A 19,027-nucleotide genomic window follows, 5' to 3' on the forward strand; every position below is an offset into this window, starting at 1 on the left:
CCGGACGCCGTTTCCCCACAGGGCACAGGCATGGAGACGAAGAACATCGGCCGCCTGAGCGACCATGACGTCGTCCCGGGCGGGCGGGCCGTCGCCCGCCGCCAAGTCTGGATCGACCGGTGAAGTCGCCGGGCATGAGCCGTGGCGGCGCTCGGCCCAAGCGGGTGCGGAGCGCCGGGTGACCGCCCGCCACTGTGGGCGGCGGGCGGTGCCGCTGTCGGCGGAGCCGTAACGGAGCCGTCTTGAAAATCCGAGCCGTGACGGAGCTGTCGGGAAAGTGACGGCGCTCAGCCCAGGTCGGCGATGGCGATGACCGGGCCGCCGCCGCTGGGCCCCTGGTGGACGGCCGCGACGCTGACGAAGACCGCCGGGTCGCCCGTCACGCTGGCCGCCACGCCGCCGACCGTCGCCTTGATCTGGCGGTGCCAGTGGACGTCGCTGTCGTCGAGCATGATGTTGCGCCGCCCGCGCACGCTGCCCGTCGGGTCGGCCTCGCATTTCATGAACAGGTTGACCAGGCGGCCGCCCAGGTCGCTGGGGTGGGGGCGGTCGGGCAGGTCGATGCCGGCGTCGCGGATGGCCGCCCAGATTCCGTCGGTGTCGAGGGCGTCCTTCATGACCGAGTGGCCGGCGCGGTAGCGGCCGCCGATGCCGCGGACGTTGCCGACGACCACGATCTGGGCCACGTCGAGTTCGACGCCGCTGGAACACGACGCGACCGACGAGTACAGCGACAGGTCGCGGTGGATCTGGTCGGCGGTCGGCATCTCGATCTCGCCCAGGGCCACGGCGATGCCGAGGGCGGTCGTGGAGTTGGAGATGTCCATCGACGGGCCGGTGTCCTCGGTGATCACGTCGTGGCCGCGGGACTTGGCGTCGTTGATGGTCGACAGGGTGAGCAGCGGGGTCTTGGTCTGCACGTAGTGGACGTCGCGCGGGTCGTCGATGCCGGCGATCTTCATCGCCTCGCGGACGCCGGCCGCGACCTTCTCGACCATGGCCGGGCGGCCGATGTCCTCGGGGAGGATGACCTCGCTCATCGCGATGCCCACGCTCAGCCTCGGCTCGTCGCTCTGCGGCGCGGACGCCGGGTCGACCGTGGCGAAGATGGTCGCGTGCGGCGACAGGACGCCGTCGGTGCCGCCCGACCAGACCAGCGGCACGCTCTCGGGGGACGGGTGGCCCTTGCTCGCCAGGACCTCGCGGAAGGCGCGGTCGGCCAGGATGCGGGTGTAGTCGTTGACGCCGCCGTTGCCCTCGGTCTTGCCGATGACGGCCAGCACGCGGGCGGCCTCGATCACGCCGTCGTCGATCAGCTTGGCGAGCCCGGACGCGTCGGTCACGCTCTCGATGGCGACCTTGCGTACCTCGATGGGGTCCGGCATCTAACTCTCCCGGTTAACCGTTGTACCGATATTTCCTGAAATGGCGGCGGCAATGTTGTCCAGTGACGTGATCACTGCCTTGGCGCCGCCCTCCTCGACGAAACGCAGCGCGGCCTCGACCTTCGGGCCCATGCTGCCGCTGGCGAAATGTCCTTCGGCCTGGAGTACCCGCATCTCCTTCGGCGTCACGCTCCCGATCGGGCGGGCCTCGGGGGTGCCGTATCCGGCGATGGCGTGGGGGACGTCGGTCGCGATGACGAGGATGTCCGCCCCGACCGCCTGGGCCAGGGCGCAGGCGGCGTGGTCCTTGTCGATCACGGCCTCCACGCCGTGGAGCCGGCCGTCGGCGTCGCGGACGACCGGCACTCCCCCGCCGCCCGCCGCCACGACCGTGTAACCGGCCTCCATCAGCGCCACGGCCGGGGCCGCGTCGAGGATCTGCACCGGGCGCGGCGAGGCGACCACCCGGCGCCAGCCGCGCTCGAACTCCCGCCACGTCTGCCCGAGCGCCTGGAAGCGCCGGGCCTCCACGACCGAGAAGTACTGGCCGATCGGCTTGACGGGGTCGTGGAAGGCCGGGTCGCCGGGGTCGACGAGGGTGCGGGTGACCACGGTCGCCGCCGGGATCGGGTCCAAGGCGTTCATGATTAGCGCGCCGAGGGTGCCCTGGGTCTGCGCGCCGCACCAGTCGAGCGGCACCGGGGGGACCACATGGGCCGTGAGCTGGTTCTTCAGCAGGATGTTGCCGACCTGCGGGCCGTTGCCATGGGTGATCGCCACCCGGTGGCCGTGGCCGATCAGGTCGGCGACATGGGTCATGGCGCGCTCGATCGCGCGCTTCTGGTCGGCCGGGGCGGCGGAGCCGTCCGGCGCGGTCATCGCGTTGCCGCCGAGGGCGATCAGGACACGCTCACCCGTCACACGGCGAAACTATCCGCCGCCCATCTCCCCGGCATTGGCGACTCTCGCCGTCGAAGGTCATGACCCTGGGCAAGATTCACCAAGTGCGCCGTCCGCACGGTCCGCCCTCGGTGGCGAGCACCTCGCCGTTCTTCAGGTCGAGCTCGACCGTCGCCAGGGTGATGTGGTCGTCGTCGTGGCCGGGCTCGGTGTGGTGGCAGACGCCGCCGGCGTGCCGGGCCATCACCTTGCGGACCGTCGCCGCGTCGGGCCTGGCGGTGTGCCGCCGCAGGCCGCGCCGCAACTGGTCGCGCCGGATGAGAGTGCCGGGGTGCAGGCGCGGATAGGGGTCGCTGGGCACCACGCGCGGGTCGAGGAAGTGGTTGGTGTGGACGAGCATGCCGTCGTCCTCCGGAACGCTCCACCCGGGTCCGCCCGGGTGGAGTTCGCAGGTCACCGCCGCGTTTCCGCCGGGGCCGTGGGAGACCAGGTTCAGCGACGAGGAGGCCGTGACCGGGGCCGTGGTGAGCGTGTAGGCGGCCGAGGTCACCGAGTCGCACTCGTCGAGCACCCGGCGGGCGGCCACGTGGACCGGCAGGCCGATCCCGTCGGCGCCGTCGTCGTCGTGGTGGAGGCGGGTGAAGAGCAGGCCCAGGCCGCTGCTGTTGACGCCGATCTTGCCGACGACGCCGTATTCGGTGAGGGTCGTGGTGACGCGTCCGTCGGGGAACGGGATGGTCCAGACGAGCCAGCCGGCCGCCATCTGGCGCATCCAGTCCCACGTCTGCACCGCCACGGGCGGGGCGTCCTCGTCGTCGCCGAGCAGGACGACCGCGGAGCACTCGCTCTCCCGCGCGCCGCCCAGGTAGGACAGGATCTCGGTCCGGGCGTTGATCGCGGCGAGATCGGTCACGGGCAGACGGGCGCCTTCCGCCATTCCGGTGATCTCCTCGGCGAGGTCGGGCGCCCACGCCTCGATCGCCTTCATGCCGAGCTTGCCGAGCTCGGTCAGGTCGGGCTGCCGCCCCCCTGCCTTGCGCCGGAAGACCTCGGCGTAGGTGGCGACGGTGCGGGCGATGTCGGCGCTGTGCGCCTGCCCGAATTCATGGCCGCGGTCGAAGGGATCACTGACGGTAGAGGTATAGGCGCGGGTCACACTATTGAGCATCTCATTGGTGGATCGTTCCAACTGACTCCGAAATGTGATCCTCATCACCTGTTAACAGCCGATCATGCTCCGTTACGGCTCCGCCCTCCCCGCCCCGACCGCCGCCGGAACGGCGGCCGGCGGCCCGGCGCTCACCGGCCGCTCAGCCCAGCCGCCGCGACGTCAGCCGGTCGACCGCCTCGTCGATGACCTCGTCACGCTTGCAGAACGCGAACCTGACGTAGTGACGCCCGGTCTCGGCGTGGTCGTAGAAGACCTGCGTCGGGATCGCCACCACCCCGGCCAGCTCGGGCAGCCGGCGGGTCAGCTCCAGCCCGTCGCTCAGCCCCAGCGGCCGGATGTCGGTCTGCACGAAATAGGTCCCGGCCGTTTTCAGCACCTCGAACCCGGCCCCGGCCAGCCCCGCCGACAGGCGGTCGCGCTTGGCCTGGAGCGTGTCGCGCAGACGGGTCACCCAGCCGAGCTCGTGGCGCAGCGCGTGGGCGACGGCGAGCTGCCAGGGCACGGCCGAGGTGAAGGTCAGGAACTGCTTCACCGCCGTCACCGCCGTGACCAGCTCGGGCGTCGAGCAGATCCACCCGGTCTTCCAGCCGGTCACCGAGAACGACTTCCCGGCGCTGGAGATCCGGACCGTGCGCTCGCGCATGCCGGGGAGGGTGGCCAGCGAGACGTGCGGGACGCCGTCGAAGGTCAGGTGCTCGTAGACCTCGTCGGTGATGGCGATCAGGTCGTGGTCGCGGCAGAACGCGGCGATGGTCTCCAGTTCGGCGGGCGTGAAGACGGTGCCGGTCGGGTTGTGGGGCGAGTTGACGATGATCGCCCGGGTCTTCGGCGTGGCCCGCAGGTCGGCCGGGTCGAAGGTGAAGCGGCCGTCGACGGGCCGCAGCGGCACCGCCCGGCGGGTGCCCCCGGCCAGCGCGATCGCGGCCGGGTAGGAGTCGTAGTAGGGCTCGAAGACGATCACCTCGTCGCCGGGCTCGACCAGGGCCAGCACCGCCGCCGCGATGGCCTCGGTCGCCCCGACGGTGACCAGGATCTCGGTATCGGGGTCGTAGGAGAGGCCCTGGGTCTCCTTGGCGTGCTCGGAGACCGCCTGGCGCAGCTCGGGCACGCCGATGCCGGGGGCGTACTGGTTGCGGCCGCCCAGGATGGCCTGGGTCGCCACGTCGAGCATCGCGGCGGGGCCGTCTTCGTCGGGGAACCCCTGGCCGAGGTTGATCGCGCCCGTTCTGACGGCCAACGCCGTCATCTCGGCGAAAATCGTCGGGCCGAATTCCCTCATACGTCCAACTAGCACCCGCACAATTTACTCTGTTCGCATGGCCAGGATCCGCGAGCTCGACTCTCTACGGGGGTTCGCGGTCTGCGGCATCATGCTCGTGAACACCTGGCAGCACGCCGACCCGCGTCCCGAAGAGGGCGCGGCGTTCATGGCCTTCGCCGAGGGCCGGTTCTACCCGATCTTCTCGTTCCTGTTCGGCGTCAGCTTCGCCCTGTTCCTGCGCTCCCACGACGACCGGCTGATCATGCTGCGGCGGCTGGCCGTGCTGGCCCTGTTCGGCGCCGGCCACTGGTGGCTGATGCCCGGCGAGGTGCTGCTCCCCTACGCCCTGCTCGGCGTGGGCGTGCTGCTGCCCGCCAGCTACCTGCCGAGGTGGCTCAACCCGGTGCTCGGGGCCGCCGTGGTGGCCTGGGCGGTGGTGCAGGGCAGCCCGTGGATCCTCATCGGCGGCCTGTTCCTGCTGGGCCTGGCCTGCGTCGACCACGGCGGGCCGAGGCCGAGCCTGACGGTGTTCCTGATCAGCGTGGGCGCGGCGGTCGTGTTCTTCCCCGTCGGGGGGTTCCCCTCGGCGCTGGCCGGGGCGGCGGTCTACGCGTCGGGGTTCCTGCTGCTGAGCCCCCGGCTGTTCGAGCCGCTGGGGCGGATGGCGCTGACCAACTACGTCACCAGCTCCTTCGTGATCATCGCGGCCGGGGCGGAGTCGTTCTTCTCCGTGGTCGTGGTCACGGTGGTGACCCTGGTGGTCCAGTGGGGGTTCTCCGCGTGGTGGCTCTCGCGGTTCCGCTACGGGCCCCTGGAGTGGATCTGGCGGTGCCTCACCTGGATGAAGGCGGTCCCCAACAGGCAGACTGTTGCGGGTGACCGTAGTAGCGCTGGGGCAGATCCCGATCGACCACGAGCCGAAGAAGAACCTGGAGACCGTGCGTGAGGCGCTGGCCGCCGCGGACGCCGACCTCGTCGTCTTCCCCGAAGCCACGCTGAGCCGGTTCGGCCGGCACATCGGCGAGGTGGCCGAACCCCTCGACGGGCCGTTCGTGACCGGTCTCCGCGAGGCCGCCCGCGACACCGGCACCGCTGTGATCGCCGGGGTCTGGGAGCCCGACGGCGACCGGGTCGCCAACACCGCCGTCGCCGTCGACGCCGACGGGGCGCTGAAGGCGGCGTACCGGAAGATCCACCTGTTCGACTCGTTCGGGTCGCGGGAGTCGGAGTTCGTCAGCCCAGGGCCAGAGCCGGTCGTGGCCGAGGTGGCCGGGCTGAGGGTGGGCCTGGCGACCTGCTACGACGTGCGGTTCCCCGAGTTGTTCCGGAAGCTGGTCGACCAGGGCGCCGACGTCTTCGCGGTGATCGCGGCCTGGGCCGCCGGGCCGCTGAAGGAGGACCACTGGACCACCATGGTCCGGGCCCGCGCGATCGAGAACACCACCTGGACCGTCGCCGTCGGCCAGCCGCCCCACACCGACGGCTTCGGGATCGGGCACAGCATGCTCGTCGACCCGATGGGCGTGGTGACCAGGGCTCTCGGCCCCGCGCCCGGCGTGGGCTCCGGAGTGGTCGACCCGGCCCGGACCGAAGCGGTCAGGACGGCGCTGCCCGCCCTGCTGCACCGACGATTCACAATCGGGGACATTGGCGGGTGAATCCCTCCTAACGGGAGGTGAGGAAGTCAATCGCTCGTAAACTGTCCCCCATGAGTGAGCCAGGGCACAGCACACGCATGCAGAAGGTGATCCCACCGCGCCTGCTCGTGCCATACCTGGCCGGACGGCGCACCGTCATCTCCGGGTACGTCTACCGGGTGCAGGACTGCGAGCGGCTGACCACCCCCCGGGCGATCGTCGACGCGCTCGACCTCTCCTTCGAGGGGTCGGAGCTGGTCCCGGGCGTACCGGAGCTCTACATCCTGCGCTGGCTGGCGCGGGAGATCGACACCTATGTCGTTCCCTACGGCCCCCACATGGGCGGCGACTGGAGCGATTCGCCCCCCTTCGCCGGAAACGGCTTCACCGCCTCGCGGGAGCACGTCGTGCCGCAGTTCCACACCATGCCCATGCCGATCCCGGCGGGCGCCGAGATCGTCCACCTCACCCGGCAGGGCGAGCGCCTGTTCGCGGCCTTCGACGGCCTCTCGTGGCGGCCGGCCGCATGAGCGGCGACGTCGAACCGGTCGGCCTCGGGTTCATGGCGACCTACCGGGGCCGCAACTACCCGGCCGCCATCGGCCCCGGCGGCGACGACGTCGTCCTGTTCAGCGAGACGGCCGAGCCGGGCTTCGAGCGCGGCCGCGGCTACCACCGCCTGGCCGTGACGACCAAGGAGCTCGACCGCCTCGTGCTGCTGCGCACCGTCGGCGAGTTCGGCGGCGAGCCCTGCCTGGTCCTCGACGAGGACGACGGCGAGGAGGGCGGGCTGCACATCGCCTACACCGGGCACAGCGGCATGAAGGCCGAGGCCCTCGGCTACTGGCTGGTCGACCACGGCGCCTACGAGGTCGTGGTGCCCCGCGAGGAGGTGCACTCGATCCGGGTCGAGCGCATCTCCATCCCCCTCACCTCCGGCTAGACCGGCTTTCCAAGCCGATCCGGCTCTGCACAAGGCCGGGTCGGCCGTGCGGAAAACGTCGGACACGGGTGGCACCATGAGCTCAATCCCCGGGTGGGCGGGCCGAGGTCAGGTCGTTCCGACGGCTCGGTATCGGGCGATCCGCCGGTCCACCCGGTCGTGGGCCGGTTCGGCCAGGAGGGCGGCGATCTCCTCTTCCAACGCCCTGGCCACCCTCTTCGTGAACGCCGGTTGCTCGTAGACCGCGTCGGGGCACTCGGCGATGATGCGGTCGACGATGCCGTCCCGCTTCAGGTCGGCCGCCCTCACCCCCTGCGCCTGGGCGATCTCGGGGGCGAAGTCGACCGTGCGGTAGAGGATCGCCGAGGCGCCCTCCGGGGGCAGCGGCGAGAGCCAGGCGTGCTGGGCGGCGAGCACGCGGTCGGCCGGGAGGAGGGCCAGGGCCGCGCCGCCCGAACCCTGGCCGAGCAGCAGGCAGACCGTCGGGGCGTCGAGCATGACCAGGTCGGCCAGCGAGCGGGCGATCTCCCCCGCCAGGCCGCCCTCCTCGGCCGCCTTCGACAACTCGGCCCCGGCCGTGTCGATGACCGTGACCAGGGGCAGGCCGAGCTCCTCGGCGAGCTTCATCCCCCGGCGGGCCACCCGCAGCCCGGCCGGGCCGATCTTGAGGCCGGCCCGCGCGCCGCGCCGGTCCTGGCCGAGCACCACCGCGGGGGCCGCGCCGAAGCGGGCCAGGGCCAGCAGGAGGCCGGGGTCGCTCTCGCCCGCGCCGGTGCCGTTCAGCGGGGTGACGTCGGCGGCGGCCAGTTTCAGCAGGGTCCGGACGCCGGGGCGGTCGTCGCGCCGGGAGCTGACGATGGCGTCCCAGGCCGGGACGTCGGTTCTCGGCTCGGGTTCGGCGGCCGGGGGCAGCGGCGGGAGGTCCTTCGAGGCGCACAACACGCCGAGCGCCCGGATCGCGATCTCGCGCGCCTGCGCCGCCGGGACCACCGCGTCGACCAGGCCGTGGGCGAACAGGTTCTCCGACTCCTGCACGCCCTTGGGGAAGCGGTAGCCGTACAGGGACTCGAAGACGCGCGGTCCGAGAAAGCCGATCATCGCGCCCGGTTCGGCGGCGGTGACGTGGCCCAGCGACCCCCATGACGCGAACACGCCCCCGGTGGTCGGGTGGCGCAGGTAGACGACGTAGGGGAGGCCGGCCTCCTTGTGCGCCGTCACCGCGGCGGTGATCTTGATCATCTGGACGAACGCCAGCGCGCCCTCCTGCATGCGGGTGCCCCCGCTGGCGGGCGCGGCCAGCAGCGGCAGCCGTTCGGCGGTGGCGCGCTCGACGGCGGCGACGAGGCGTTCGGCCGCCGCGACGCCGATCGACCCGGCGAGGAAGGAGAACTCCCCGGCGACCACGGCGACCCGGCGGCCGTCGAGCCGCCCCTCACCGGTGATCACCGACTCGTCGTAGCCCGACGCGGTCCGGGCGGCGGCCAGTTCGCCGGCGTAGTCGGAGCCGGGCGGGGCCGTCTGACGGGGCGGCCGGTCCCAGGAGACCCACGAGCCGGGGTCGAGCACGACCCCGATCAGGGTGCGCGCGTCGGGTCTCTCGGGGTTCACCGCGCCTCTTTCCCCTTGAGCCAGTCGAGCACCGCCTCGTTGTCGGCGCCCAGCGCGGGCGGGGCGGTGTGCCGGCCGGGCGGGTGGTGGTCGAAGCGCAGGACCGGGCCGGGCAGCCCGATCGGGCCGAGGTCCGGGTGGTCGACCTCGACGAGCAGCCCTTGCGAGAGGGTCTGGTCCCAGGCGTAGACCTCGTCGATGGTGCGGATCGACCCGGCGGGCACCCCGGCGTCGGCGAGCCGGCCGAGCCAGTGGTCGCGGGTCTCGGTGGTCAGCGTCTTCTCCATCTCGGCGACGAGTTCGTCGCGGTGGGCGAAGCGGTCGCGGTTGGTGGCGTATTCGGGCCGGTCGGGGTCGACGCCGAGCAGCGCGGCCACCTTCCGCCACTGGCCCTCGTTGCCGGCCGCGATCTGGATCATGCCGTCGGAGCAGCGGAAGGCCCCGAAGGGCGCGATCGAGGAGTGGTGGTTGCCGTTGGCCTTGGGGACCTGGCCCGCGACCGTCCACTGGGTGCCGTGGTAGGCGTGCACGCCGACGACCGAGGCCAGCAGCGAGGTCCGGACCACCCCGCCCCTGCCGGTGCGCTCGCGCTCGTAGAGGGCGGCGGCGACGCCGTAGGCGCCGTGGATGCCGGCCAGCAGGTCGGCGATCGAGGGCCCGGCGCGGTGGGGCTGACCGGGCGGACCGGTGATCGACATCAGCCCGGCCTCGCCCTGGGCGATCTGGTCGTAGCCGGGACGGCCGCCCTCGGGCCCGTCGTGCCCGAACCCGGTGATCGACAACACCACCATGCGCGGGTTGAGCTCGGCGATCGTGTCGGTGGAGAAGCCGAGCCGGGCGAGCACCCCGGTCCGGAAGTTCTCGATCAGGACGTCGGCCTGCCGGATCAGCCGGGTCAGCACGTCCTTGTCGCCGGGGTCCTTGAGGTCGAGCGTGATCGACCGCTTGTTCCGGTTGGCCGACAGGAAGTAGGTCGACACGTCGCCGACGAAGGGCGGCCCCCAGCCGCGCGACTCGTCCCCGCCCTGCGGATGCTCGACCTTGATCACGTCAGCGCCGAGATCACCGAGCATCTGGGCCGCGTGGGGCCCGGCCAGCGCCCGGGACAGGTCGAGCACCACGACACCGGTGAGGGGTCCCTGCACGATCGTCCTCCGATTCCGATGGGAGCCCGCAGGCTACCCGTACCAACGGGGGCTGGCACGATCGGGGCATGCCGACCATCGCCGACCTGGCCGCCCGGATCGCCCTTCTGGAGCCGTCGTGCGGCCCGTCCCGGCTGGTGGCCGTCGACGGCCCGGGAGGCTCCGGCAAGACGACCTTCGCCGGCCTGCTCTCCGGGGCGCTGAACGGCGCACCCGTGGTGCACAGCGACGACTTCCCCATCCCCTGGGACCAGGGCCCCGAATCCTGGTTTTCGCATCTCACCCGCGACGTGCTCAGACCACTGCAAAACGGCTCCAATGCCTCGTTCCGCCGGTACGACTGGCGTCGCGGCGTCCACGCCGAACGGGTCGAGGTGCCGGCGGCGGCAGTGGTGATCGTCGAGGGGGTGAGCGTGGGGCGTGCCTCCTGCCCGGCGGCCATCCGGGTGTGGGTGGAGGTACCGCGGGAACTCCGGCGAGCCCGTGTCCTGGCCCGCGACGGCGCGGAGCACACCGCCGACTGGGTGACGTGGACCGCCGCCGAGGACGCCTGGTTCGCCCGGAATCCGGTCGTGCCGGACGCCCGGGTCGACGGCGTCACGTTCGAGGTCGTCTGGGCTTAGGTTGGCGGCCATGGACCAGGAAGCCCGCGCCTCCGACCAGGACCGGGAATCGACCGTCGCCCGCCTCAAGACGGCGTACGCCGACGGCCGCCTCGCCCCCGGCGAGATGGAGCAGCGCGTCGAACGCGCCCTGACCGCCGTCTCCTGCGGCGACCTGGCCGCGCTCACCGCCGACCTGCCCGAACGTCCGGGCGAGGTGGTGACGATCCGCACGCGGTCGGGCCGCGTCGTCCGCAAGGGCGCCTGGCGGGTCCCCCGCACGCTGCGCGTCGAGGCCGAATACGCCCACCCCCACTTCGACCTGTCCGAGGCGGTGATCGAACACGACCGGATCGACGTGGAGCTCGACCTCGCCTACGGCAGCGCCACGATCGTCCTGCCGCCCGGCGCGACCGCCGACGCCGACGGCGTCCAGACCGACTGGGGCGGCGTGTTCTCCAAGGTCCCGGGCGCGCCCGTGCCCGGCCGCCCGCACATACGGGTGACGGGCCGCTTGGGCTACGGACGACTGCGCATCCGCTACCCGGCCACCAGCCGCTTCCGCTGGCTGAAACGCTGAGCCCCTACGGCCGGACGTCGACCTCCGCGTGCGGCAGGCCGCCCGACAACTTCGGGAAGCCCGGCCCCCGGTCGAAGAACGCCTCCTGCGGCGCCCGCAGCTGCGCCCGCAGCGCCTCGGTGGCCGCCTCGTCGACCGTCAGGCCGTCGGAGAACACCACGCCGTAGTCCTCCCGGGCGGCGTCGAGAGACACCTTCCCGTCCCGCACGTCGTCGGCGACCCGCGACGGTTCGCGGTCGAAGGGGGAACCCCACCCGCCGCCGCCGGTCGTGCGGACGCGCACGATCTCGCCCTCGCGCACGGGGAAGTCGTCGACCAGCCCGTCCATCTCGACGCCGTTGACCGTCACCACGAACGGCCGTCCGGCCCGGCCGCCGTTGACGCCCCAGCAGCTCAGGATCGAGCGGTCGGCGATGCTCATGAACGACGCGTCGCGCAGCAGCCGGATGTGCTTGTCGTAGCCGAGGCCGCCCCGGTAGCGGCCGGGGCCGCCGCTGTCGACGGCCAGGCCCAGGCGTTCGACCCGCAGGGGCCAGCGGGCCTCGGCGAACTCCACGGGGATGTTGCGGGAGTCGGGGACCACGTGGATGGTGTCCTCGCCGTCGGCGTACCAGCGGCCGCCGGAGCCGCCGCCGAGGACCTCGCGCATCAGGTAGTCGTCGCCCGCCGCGTCGTGGCCGTAGACGCCGGTGTAGCGGATGGTCTCCTGGTCGGCGGGCATCCGGCCGCCGGTGGCCTTGGCCAGCACCCCGGCCAGCACGCCCAGCAACCGCAGGATCACGAAGGTGCGGGCGTTGGTGGGCGCGGGGAAGATCGGCGTGAGCAGGGTGCCCTTCTCCGGAAAGACCATTTTGATCAGCGGGACGACGCCCTCGTTGACGTCGAGCTCGGCCATGCGCTCCGGGGTGTCGGCCAGGTTGCGCAGGATCGGGGCCAGCCACTTCTTCAGGAACACCCCGTCGGCGTAGTCGCCGGCGTGGTTGATGGGGCCCTTGGCCTGCGGTGACGTGCCGGTGAAGTCGATCACCAGCGGCTCGGGGGCGCTGTGGTCGACGGTCAGGGTGATGCGCTGGGCGTGCAGGCGGGGCTCGTCGACGCCGTCGTGCTCGGCGTAGTCCTCCCAGACGTGCACGCCCTCGGGGATCTTCGCCAGCAGTTCGCGGCGGAAGGTCTCGGTCGTCTTGGCCAGGATCGCGTCGAAGCACGCCTCGACGGCCGCGCGGCCGTAGCGGTCGAACAGCTCGCCCAGCCGCCGCGCGCCCATCAGGCAGGCCGAGCACTCCGCGTCGAGGTCGCCGGCCAGCGAGTCGGGCATGCGGGAGTTGCGCGTCATGATCCGCAGCGCGGCGTCGTTGGGCACGCCCCGGTCCCAGAGCCGGATCGGGGGCACCATCAGGCCCTCCTCGAACACGCTGCGGGCCCCCGAGGGCATCGAGCCGGGACACGCCCCGCCGATGTCGTCGTGGTGGCCGAAGGCCTGCACGAACGCCACCACCTGGCCCTCGTGGAAGACCGGCACGGTCACGCACAGGTCGGGCAGGTGGCCGATGCCGCCCTCGGACAGGTAGACGTCGTTGTGGAAGAAGACGTCGCCGGGGTTCATCGTCTCGATCGGGAAGTCGCGCACGATCGGCTGCACGAGCGCGCTGTAGGAGCGCCCGGTCAGCTTGCGCAGCCGGACGTCGTGGATGCCGGCCCGGAAGTCGTGCGCGTCGCGGATCATGGGCGAGCGGGCGGTCCGGGCGATGGCGGTCTCCACCTCCATCTCGACCGACGCCAGCGTGCCCTCGACGATCTCGATCAGGATCGGGTCAGCCAAGCTCACGGCGCACCTCCAGGTTGCCGTAGTCGTCCATGGTCGCGGTGAAGCCGGGGTGCACCGGGAGCGTGGAGCCGTACTCCTCGATGACCGCCGGGCCGTGCACCACGGCCCCGGCGCCGAGGTCGCGGCGGCGGTAGATCACCGTCCGGGCCCAGCCGTCGAAGTGGACGTCGCGGGTGCAGATCGGAGTGGGCTCCTCGAACTGCTCGGGGCGGCGGGCCAGCGCCGGGCGGGTGATGGGGCCGATCCCGCTCACCCGGAGGTTGACCCATTCGACGGCGTGGCGGGGGTCGTCGCGGTAGCCGTAGCCGTAGAGCCTCTGGTGCGCCTCGTGGAAGCGGGCCTCGACGTCGCCGTCGGCGGGCACCCGCACCTCGTAGGCCTGGCCGTAGTAGCGCAGGTCGGCGGTGCGGACGTACACGTGGTCGGTGAAGCCCTCGCGGGTCAGCGCCTCGGCGGCCTGGGCCTCCAGGTCGCGGAAGACCGCCTCGATCTCGTCCGGGTCGGGGTCGGTCGTCACATGGGTGCGGACGTAGTCGTTCTTGACGTCCACCGTCAGCAGGCCGAAGGCCGACACGTTGCCCGGGTCGGGCGGCACGATCGCGCTCTTGAGGCCCAGCACGTCGAGCAGCCGGCAGACCAGCAGCGGGCCGGATCCGCCGAAGGCGACCATGGGGAAGTCGCGCACGTCCAGGCCGCGCTTCACGGTGATCTGGCGGATGGCGTTCGACTGGTTGAAGGCGCTGATCTCCAGGATGCCGGTCGCGCAGCGCTCGGGGGTGAGGCCGAGCTTGGCGGCCAGGCTCTCGATCCCGGCCCGCGCCGCCGCCGCGTCGAGCGGGATCTCGCCGCCGAGCAGGTGGGGCGGGACCCGGCCCAGGAAGACGTGGGCGTCGGTGACGGTGACCTCGGTGCCGCCCTTGCCGTAGCAGATCGGGCCGGGGTCGGCCCCCGCCGAGCGGGGGCCGACCTTCAACGTCCCCTCGGGCGAGATCCACGCCACCGAACCGCCGCCCGCCCCGACGGTGACGATGTCGATCATGGGGATCTTGCAGGGGTAACGCCCGATGGAGCCCTCCGTGGTCTGGGAGGGCTCCCCGTCGACGATGACGGCGACGTCGGTGCTGGTGCCGCCGCCGTCCAGGGTGATCACGCTCGGCCGGCCCGCCGTGCCGGCGATCAGGGCGGCGCCGAGCGCGCCCGCCGCCGGGCCGGACAGGACGGTGGTGATGGGCTGGTTGACGACCTCGGCCGCCGACAGCACCCCGCCGTTGCTCTTCATCACCGAGAAGCCCCGGCCGAGCCGCTCGGACAGGTTGCCGATGTACGTCCGCATGATCGGCTTCACGGCGGCGTCGACCAGCGTGGTGACCGAGCGCTCGTACTCGCGGTACTCCCGGAGCACGTCGCTCGACACCGAGACCACGGCCTCGGGGTGCTCGCGGGCCAGCACGTCGCGCATGAGGCGTTCGTGCGCGGGGTTGGCGTACGCGTGCAGGAAGCACACCCCGATCGCGGTGACGCCCTGGTCGCGGAACCAGCGGGCGACGGCCGTCGCGTCGTCCTCGGAGAAGGGCCGGACCTCGGCGCCGGTGTGGTCGAGGCGGCCCGGCACGGTCTTCACCCGGTGCACCGGCACGATCCGGGGCGGTTTCACCCAGAAGTAGGAGTTGCCGTAGCCGTCCGGGACGCTCTGGCGGGCGATCTCCAGGATGAACTCGAAGCCCTCGGTGGTGATGAAGCCAAGATGGTCCGACCGGTCGGGACGGTCTTCCAGGAGCTGGTTGGTGGCCACCGTGGTGCCGTGGACCAGCGCCGAGACGCTCGCCAGGTCGACCCCGCCGCCGTGGAGCTCCAGGACCTTGGCGACGCCGGCGAGGAACCCGTCGGCCGGGTTCGACGGCGTCGACGGGGTCTTGGTCGTCACGATCTGCCCGGTGCGCTCGTCGACGAGCACCACGTCGGTGAACGTGCCACCCGTGTCGACACCGATTCGGACGCTGTACATGCCCCGTTTCTACCGACCTGCCCGACGTGGGGAATCAGCGGGTTATGCCGAAGAATCCCAAAATACTCGTCACAGCCTGCCCGGCGAGGTGGTGAACCGCCGCCCGCCCGGGTCCGTGGGGCCCCAGGTCAGCGGCCATGAGGCCGACCGGGCCGGGGTTCCGGCACGGGCTCTCCGGGGAGGGCGGTCACATCGGTTGTTCACATCGTTGGATTATTTTCGGTCGCCCGAAATCCAGGTTCCGGCTCAGCTCGAAGACCTGAGCCGGACTCGGATACGGTCGGGGCCCAATCGGTGTTTCGGCTCAGATGAGGCAGTAGCCGTCGGCGCACGCGTCGCCCTGCGGAACCGAGAGCGGCTCGCGCTCCTCGACCTCCCGCAGCGCCCCGACCAGCACGTCGACCGGCTGCGCGCCGGAGACGGCGTACTTGTCCTCGAACAGGAACAGCGGCACGCCGCTGATGCCGAGCTCACGGGCCCGGTCGATCTCGGCCCGGACCTCCGGGGCGCCCTCGCCGGTGTCGTCCACCCCCACCTCGGCGGCGAGCTTGGCCAGCACGGCGGCGTCGCCGACGTCGAGACCGTCGGTGAAGTGGGCCCGGAACAGGCGGTCGGCCATCTCGGGGGCCCGGCCGTCGCGCTGGGCGAGCCAGATCAGCCGGTGGGCCTCCAGCGTGTTGGCGCCGATGGCCTTGTCGTACTTGAGGTCGAGACCGTCCTCGGCGGCGACGCCGACCACCCGGTCGATCATCTGGAGGGCCTGGCGCCCGAACCTGCGCTCCAGCCACGTCGTGAGCGGGGTGCCGTCGCTGACGGACTCGGGGGAGAGCTGGAACGGCCGGTAGGCGACCTGCACGGGCTTGCCGTAGGCGCGGACGGCCGCGCGGAACCGCGTGTGCCCGATGTAGCACCAGGGGCAGACGACGTCGGAAAAGATCTCAACCTTCACACCGGCTTGCAACCCGCACGGGCCACGACCGAATTCCCGCCCTGTCTATCGGGCAGATTCATGACGCGAGCTGCGGCCGGCCTTCGGCCGCCCGCAGCTCGCTAACGGGCAAGGTCGTGGAGCCGTTCGGTCAGCTGGTCGTCGTGGCCGTCGATGAGCGCCGACACCGCCCGCCACCAGGCGAACCACTCGGCGCTGCGCCACATCCAGTCGAGCCGCTCCACGGCCGCCACGACGTCGCCGACGGTCTGCCAGGCGGGCCCGGTCTCCTCGGTGGTGGCGCCGTAGCGGAGCGTCCACTCGCGCAGCACGTGGCCGGTCTTCGGGTCGATCTCCCGGCCGTACGGGCTGGGCTCCTCCCCCGGCAGCGGGTGGGGCCCCAGGCCGGCCGCGACGCCCCACGACCACTGGGCCTCGGCCGGGCGGGCGTAGCGCAGGGAGTTGAAGTCGAGGTTGGTGCCGAGTTCGTCGTCGAGCCGCCGGACCACGACGGCGTCGAGCCGCCCGCCCGCGTCGAACGAGACGACCAGCCTGGCCCCGGCCTTGGCGCCGGGCGGCACCGGGACCCGGTCTTCGGCCTGCCAGGAGTTGAGGTCGGCGGTGCCGACGGGCGTGCCCCACAGGGTGTCGGCGACGTCGTCGGAGACCCACGCGGCCAGCGTCTCGAGCACGGTCAGGTCACCCCACGGCTCGATCGGCTGCGCCTTGACCAGCGCCTCTTCCGGCGCGGGCAGTTTTCCGTCGCGGCTGACGGTCCACCAACCGCCGCCGAGCTCATCGGTCCCGACGAGGAGCGCGGCGACGGCCGCCAGTTCGGCTGAACGCCGAGTCAGTGGGGCGAGACGGACCAGGTCCGCCACGCGGCGGGTGCGTTCACGGCCGAGCACGGCCTGCGCCTCCCTCAGGAGGGTGGCCGCCGTTGGGCGGTCCTCCCCCAGCAGGTCGGTGGTCAGCCGTCGTGCCTCTGCCCGAGCGTCCTCCGCGTGCGACTCCCGCATGCGGACAAGTTACGCCGAAAGATCGCCCGATCGCTACCGTTTCCCGGCACGACCGAGAAGCCAGCCGATGACGGCGCTTCCCAGGGCGATCCCGGCACCCATCCCGAAAGCCGCCAGAACGGGCCACGCGCGCGGCCCGCGGTCACGCCCGCCGCCGGTCACCGGGGTCTCGGCACGGGTGAAGACGGCCGCCTCCCCCACCGGCTGCCCCTCGACGGCGACCGGCGCACCGGGGAAGATCGCGGGCACCGCGAGGATGTCCTTCTCGACGGCGGTGAAGAACTCCCCCGCCATCTTCTTGGCGACGGAGGTGAGCATCCGCTGCCCGACCCCGCCGACCATGCCGCCCACGACGGCGTCGGCGTCGTAGTCGATCCGGGTGCCGCCGTCCTCCTCGGTGAGCCGCACCCGCACGGTCGCGTCGACCGTGCCGGGCGCCCCCTGCCCGCGCGCCTTCAGCACGAAGGCCTCCGGCTCCTCGGGATCGGTGAGCGCGACCTGCCCCTGGTAGATGCCCTTGATGGACGCCACGCCCGCCGAGACGGTCATGGTGTAGACGTCGCTCCCGACCGCCTCCAGGCGCTGGCAGCCGGGGATCGTGCGCACCAGCACGGCGGGATCCTGCAGAGCGTCCCAGACCTTCGACCGTTCCGCCCCGATCAGGGCACTGCCGACGACCTTCACGGCCACCTCCCTCGGTTGCCGAGCACACTAGAGAATCCAGGCGACCGGCGAGTACGGCAACATCTGCCGCCGGGGAGCCCGCACACCGTGCAGATGTTCACCAACCCCCACAGGTCGACGATCACCAGCGTAGACCCGCCCCCACCGGACACGTCCCCGAGCACGCCGACGAACCCGGCCCCGCACCAGGCGCGCATGTGAGCCATGCGCCGCCGACGCACAGCACCCACTTCGCCCCACCGCTTCGCCCGGCCACTCGCCTCCGTCGTGGTGCCCCGTCGTGATGCGCTGCCGTGGTGCCCCGTCGTGATGCCCGCTGCACTGCGACCGTGGTGTCCCATGCCCGTCGCCGCGCTCGCGGCTAGGATGGCGGGTCATGCGCCGGGGCTTCGCGATCATCCTGTCGGCCCTCGTGCTGAGCGGCTGTTCGGCGCCCGTGGCCGCTCCGCCACCGGAGGAGGCTCCGTCGCCGCCGGCCGCCCCGCCGCCGGAAGCGGCCGCGTCGCCGTCCCCGTCGCCCACGCCCAGCGGGCTGCCGCGCCCCGGTGAGGTACGCCGGATGAAGGAGGACGGGTTCCCCGTCATCAGCAGCGTCCCGACCGGGCGCAAGGTCGTCTTCCTCACCATCGACGACGGGTGGGAGCAGGATCCGGGGTTCGCCCGGATCGTCAGGGAGCGCGGGATCCCGATCACCGTCTTCCCGACCCGGGACGCCGTCGAGGCCAAGGGCGGTCAGGAGGCCGGACAGGGCTGGACGTACGTCGGGGCGGGCGGCTGGCCCTACTTCAAGGACCTGGGCGTGCCGATCGAGAACCACACCCTCACCCACCCCGACCTGCGCACCCTCAGCCTGGAGGCGCAGAAGGCGGAGATCTGCGGCGCGGCGAAGGTCATCGGCAAGCACATCGGCCGGGCGCCGGAACTGTTCCGGCCGCCGTTCGGCTCGTGGAACGCCACCACCCTGACCGCCGCCGAGAAGTGCGGCATGCGGGCCATGGTCCTGTGGACGGCCTCGGTCCAGACGAACGCGCGGATCGCGTACCAGGCCTCCGACAAACAGCTCCATCCGGGCGACATCCTGCTCCTGCACTTCCGGCCGCCGCTGGCGAAGGACTTCGCCCGGCTGGTCCGGAAGGTGGAGAAGCGCGGCTTCTCGTTCGGCGACCTGGGCGCCTACCTGGACGAACTCCTCCCCACCACGTCATGACTAGGCGCCTGCCTCGAGACGGTCGGTCCAGGCGGCACGGCTGTCGGCGGTGCCCGAGGACGGCGCCGGTCGGGCCCCACTAGTCCAGGTCCGCGGGAGGTCGGGAGGCGCGGGCGCGGTCCGGGTC

18 protein-coding genes are annotated in these 19,027 nt (G+C 72.2%); 7 read left to right on the plus strand and 11 right to left on the minus strand.

Annotated features, from left to right (window positions below):
• Window positions 1-287: 287 nt before the first annotated feature.
• The 4 genes from bar to QSK34_RS11010 form a co-directional block, all read right to left on the minus strand.
• Window positions 288-1,385 (minus strand): barbiturase, encoded by a 1,098-nt coding sequence (gene bar, locus QSK34_RS10995; RefSeq protein WP_161479145.1) that lies wholly within the window; start codon window positions 1,383-1,385, stop codon window positions 288-290.
• The gene (locus tag QSK34_RS11000) at window positions 1,386-2,306 is read right to left on the minus strand and encodes a carbamate kinase (RefSeq protein ID WP_285582826.1); all 921 of its coding nucleotides are present in this window, start codon (window positions 2,304-2,306) and stop codon (window positions 1,386-1,388) included.
• A 76-nt stretch (window positions 2,307-2,382) separates the two neighbouring features.
• Entirely contained in the window at window positions 2,383-3,441 is a 1,059-nt protein-coding gene (locus tag QSK34_RS11005; RefSeq protein ID WP_285582828.1) for a C45 family autoproteolytic acyltransferase/hydrolase, read from the minus strand.
• 154 nt (window positions 3,442-3,595) lie between these two features.
• Window positions 3,596-4,759 carry a pyridoxal phosphate-dependent aminotransferase gene (locus QSK34_RS11010; protein ID WP_285583980.1) on the minus strand — a complete coding sequence of 388 codons (1,164 nt, stop codon included), beginning with the start codon at window positions 4,757-4,759 and terminating at the stop codon, window positions 3,596-3,598.
• Window positions 4,760-4,772: 13 nt separating this feature from the next.
• Here QSK34_RS11010 and QSK34_RS11015 point away from each other — a divergent pair, with 13 nt between their 5' ends.
• The 4 genes from QSK34_RS11015 to QSK34_RS11030 are packed head-to-tail and all read left to right on the plus strand — an operon-like array spanning window position 4,773 to window position 7,297.
• Window positions 4,773-5,663, plus strand: a complete 891-nt coding sequence (locus QSK34_RS11015; protein ID WP_285582829.1) for a DUF418 domain-containing protein — start codon at window positions 4,773-4,775, stop codon at window positions 5,661-5,663.
• Complete coding sequence (locus QSK34_RS11020; protein WP_285582830.1) at window positions 5,593-6,375, plus strand: carbon-nitrogen hydrolase family protein; 783 nt, start codon at window positions 5,593-5,595, stop codon at window positions 6,373-6,375. The genes QSK34_RS11015 and QSK34_RS11020 overlap by 71 nt, the downstream gene beginning before the upstream one ends.
• Before the next feature lie 50 nt (window positions 6,376-6,425).
• The gene (locus tag QSK34_RS11025; protein ID WP_062345665.1) at window positions 6,426-6,884 is read left to right on the plus strand and encodes a hypothetical protein; all 459 of its coding nucleotides are present in this window, start codon (window positions 6,426-6,428) and stop codon (window positions 6,882-6,884) included.
• A complete protein-coding gene (locus QSK34_RS11030; RefSeq protein ID WP_161479140.1) occupies window positions 6,881-7,297 on the plus strand; it encodes a hypothetical protein in 417 nt (138 codons plus the stop codon). Before QSK34_RS11025 ends, QSK34_RS11030 begins: the two co-directional genes overlap by 4 nt.
• 108 nt (window positions 7,298-7,405) lie before the next feature.
• Here the strand turns inward: QSK34_RS11030 and QSK34_RS11035 are convergent, their stop codons facing one another.
• Both QSK34_RS11035 and QSK34_RS11040 read right to left on the minus strand, forming a co-directional pair.
• The gene (locus QSK34_RS11035) at window positions 7,406-8,905 is read right to left on the minus strand and encodes a carboxyl transferase domain-containing protein (RefSeq protein ID WP_285582836.1); all 1,500 of its coding nucleotides are present in this window, start codon (window positions 8,903-8,905) and stop codon (window positions 7,406-7,408) included.
• Complete coding sequence (locus QSK34_RS11040; RefSeq protein ID WP_285582838.1) at window positions 8,902-10,050, minus strand: CaiB/BaiF CoA transferase family protein; 1,149 nt, start codon at window positions 10,048-10,050, stop codon at window positions 8,902-8,904. Before QSK34_RS11040 ends, QSK34_RS11035 begins: the two co-directional genes overlap by 4 nt.
• Window positions 10,051-10,118: 68 nt before the next feature.
• Between QSK34_RS11040 and QSK34_RS11045 the strand changes: the two genes are divergently transcribed.
• Together QSK34_RS11045 and QSK34_RS11050 are read left to right on the plus strand one after the other, a co-directional pair.
• Window positions 10,119-10,673 (plus strand): uridine kinase family protein, encoded by a 555-nt coding sequence (locus tag QSK34_RS11045; RefSeq protein WP_285582840.1) that lies wholly within the window; start codon window positions 10,119-10,121, stop codon window positions 10,671-10,673.
• A gap of 10 nt (window positions 10,674-10,683) precedes the next feature.
• The gene (locus QSK34_RS11050) at window positions 10,684-11,232 is read left to right on the plus strand and encodes a DUF1707 SHOCT-like domain-containing protein (RefSeq protein ID WP_285582842.1); all 549 of its coding nucleotides are present in this window, start codon (window positions 10,684-10,686) and stop codon (window positions 11,230-11,232) included.
• A 4-nt stretch (window positions 11,233-11,236) separates the two neighbouring features.
• On the opposite strand, the gene QSK34_RS11055 is transcribed toward QSK34_RS11050, so the two are convergent.
• The 5 genes from QSK34_RS11055 to QSK34_RS11075 all read right to left on the minus strand — a co-directional run bounded on the left by QSK34_RS11055 (window position 11,237) and on the right by QSK34_RS11075 (window position 17,693).
• Window positions 11,237-13,057: a hydantoinase B/oxoprolinase family protein gene (locus QSK34_RS11055; protein WP_285582844.1), complete on the minus strand. Its 1,821-nt coding sequence runs from the start codon at window positions 13,055-13,057 to the stop codon at window positions 11,237-11,239.
• Entirely contained in the window at window positions 13,044-15,062 is a 2,019-nt protein-coding gene (locus QSK34_RS11060) for a hydantoinase/oxoprolinase family protein (protein ID WP_285582846.1), read from the minus strand. The genes QSK34_RS11055 and QSK34_RS11060 overlap by 14 nt, the downstream gene beginning before the upstream one ends.
• A gap of 304 nt (window positions 15,063-15,366) precedes the next feature.
• The gene (locus QSK34_RS11065) at window positions 15,367-16,011 is read right to left on the minus strand and encodes a DsbA family oxidoreductase (protein ID WP_030454281.1); all 645 of its coding nucleotides are present in this window, start codon (window positions 16,009-16,011) and stop codon (window positions 15,367-15,369) included.
• A gap of 101 nt (window positions 16,012-16,112) precedes the next feature.
• Window positions 16,113-17,009, minus strand: coding sequence for a hypothetical protein (locus QSK34_RS11070; protein ID WP_285582849.1), 897 nt, complete (start codon window positions 17,007-17,009; stop codon window positions 16,113-16,115).
• Window positions 17,010-17,042: 33 nt separating this feature from the next.
• A complete protein-coding gene (locus tag QSK34_RS11075; protein WP_161479131.1) occupies window positions 17,043-17,693 on the minus strand; it encodes an SRPBCC family protein in 651 nt (216 codons plus the stop codon).
• A 376-nt stretch (window positions 17,694-18,069) separates the two neighbouring features.
• Here QSK34_RS11075 and QSK34_RS11080 point away from each other — a divergent pair, with 376 nt between their 5' ends.
• Window positions 18,070-18,900 carry a polysaccharide deacetylase family protein gene (locus QSK34_RS11080; RefSeq protein WP_285582851.1) on the plus strand — a complete coding sequence of 277 codons (831 nt, stop codon included), beginning with the start codon at window positions 18,070-18,072 and terminating at the stop codon, window positions 18,898-18,900.
• Window positions 18,901-19,027 lie beyond the last annotated feature (127 nt).

This window comes from Herbidospora sp. NBRC 101105, from assembly GCF_030269205.1.
Taxonomy (GTDB): Bacteria; Actinomycetota; Actinomycetes; order Streptosporangiales; family Streptosporangiaceae; genus Herbidospora; species Herbidospora solisilvae.

What these genes read in the sequence shown, in the direction of transcription:
- QSK34_RS11080 (WP_285582851.1), top strand. Translation starts at nt 18,070, where the DNA reads ATGCGCCGGGGCTTCGCGATCATCCTGTCGGCCCTCGTGCTGAGCGGC.
- QSK34_RS11050 (WP_285582842.1), top strand. Translation starts at nt 10,684, where the DNA reads ATGGACCAGGAAGCCCGCGCCTCCGACCAGGACCGGGAATCGACCGTC.
- bar (WP_161479145.1), bottom strand. Translation starts at nt 1,385, where the DNA reads ATGCCGGACCCCATCGAGGTACGCAAGGTCGCCATCGAGAGCGTGACC.
- QSK34_RS11045 (WP_285582840.1), top strand. Translation starts at nt 10,119, where the DNA reads ATGCCGACCATCGCCGACCTGGCCGCCCGGATCGCCCTTCTGGAGCCG.
- QSK34_RS11030 (WP_161479140.1), top strand. Translation starts at nt 6,881, where the DNA reads ATGAGCGGCGACGTCGAACCGGTCGGCCTCGGGTTCATGGCGACCTAC.
- QSK34_RS11025 (WP_062345665.1), top strand. Translation starts at nt 6,426, where the DNA reads ATGAGTGAGCCAGGGCACAGCACACGCATGCAGAAGGTGATCCCACCG.
- QSK34_RS11015 (WP_285582829.1), top strand. Translation starts at nt 4,773, where the DNA reads ATGGCCAGGATCCGCGAGCTCGACTCTCTACGGGGGTTCGCGGTCTGC.
- QSK34_RS11070 (WP_285582849.1), bottom strand. Translation starts at nt 17,009, where the DNA reads ATGCGGGAGTCGCACGCGGAGGACGCTCGGGCAGAGGCACGACGGCTG.
- QSK34_RS11060 (WP_285582846.1), bottom strand. Translation starts at nt 15,062, where the DNA reads ATGTACAGCGTCCGAATCGGTGTCGACACGGGTGGCACGTTCACCGAC.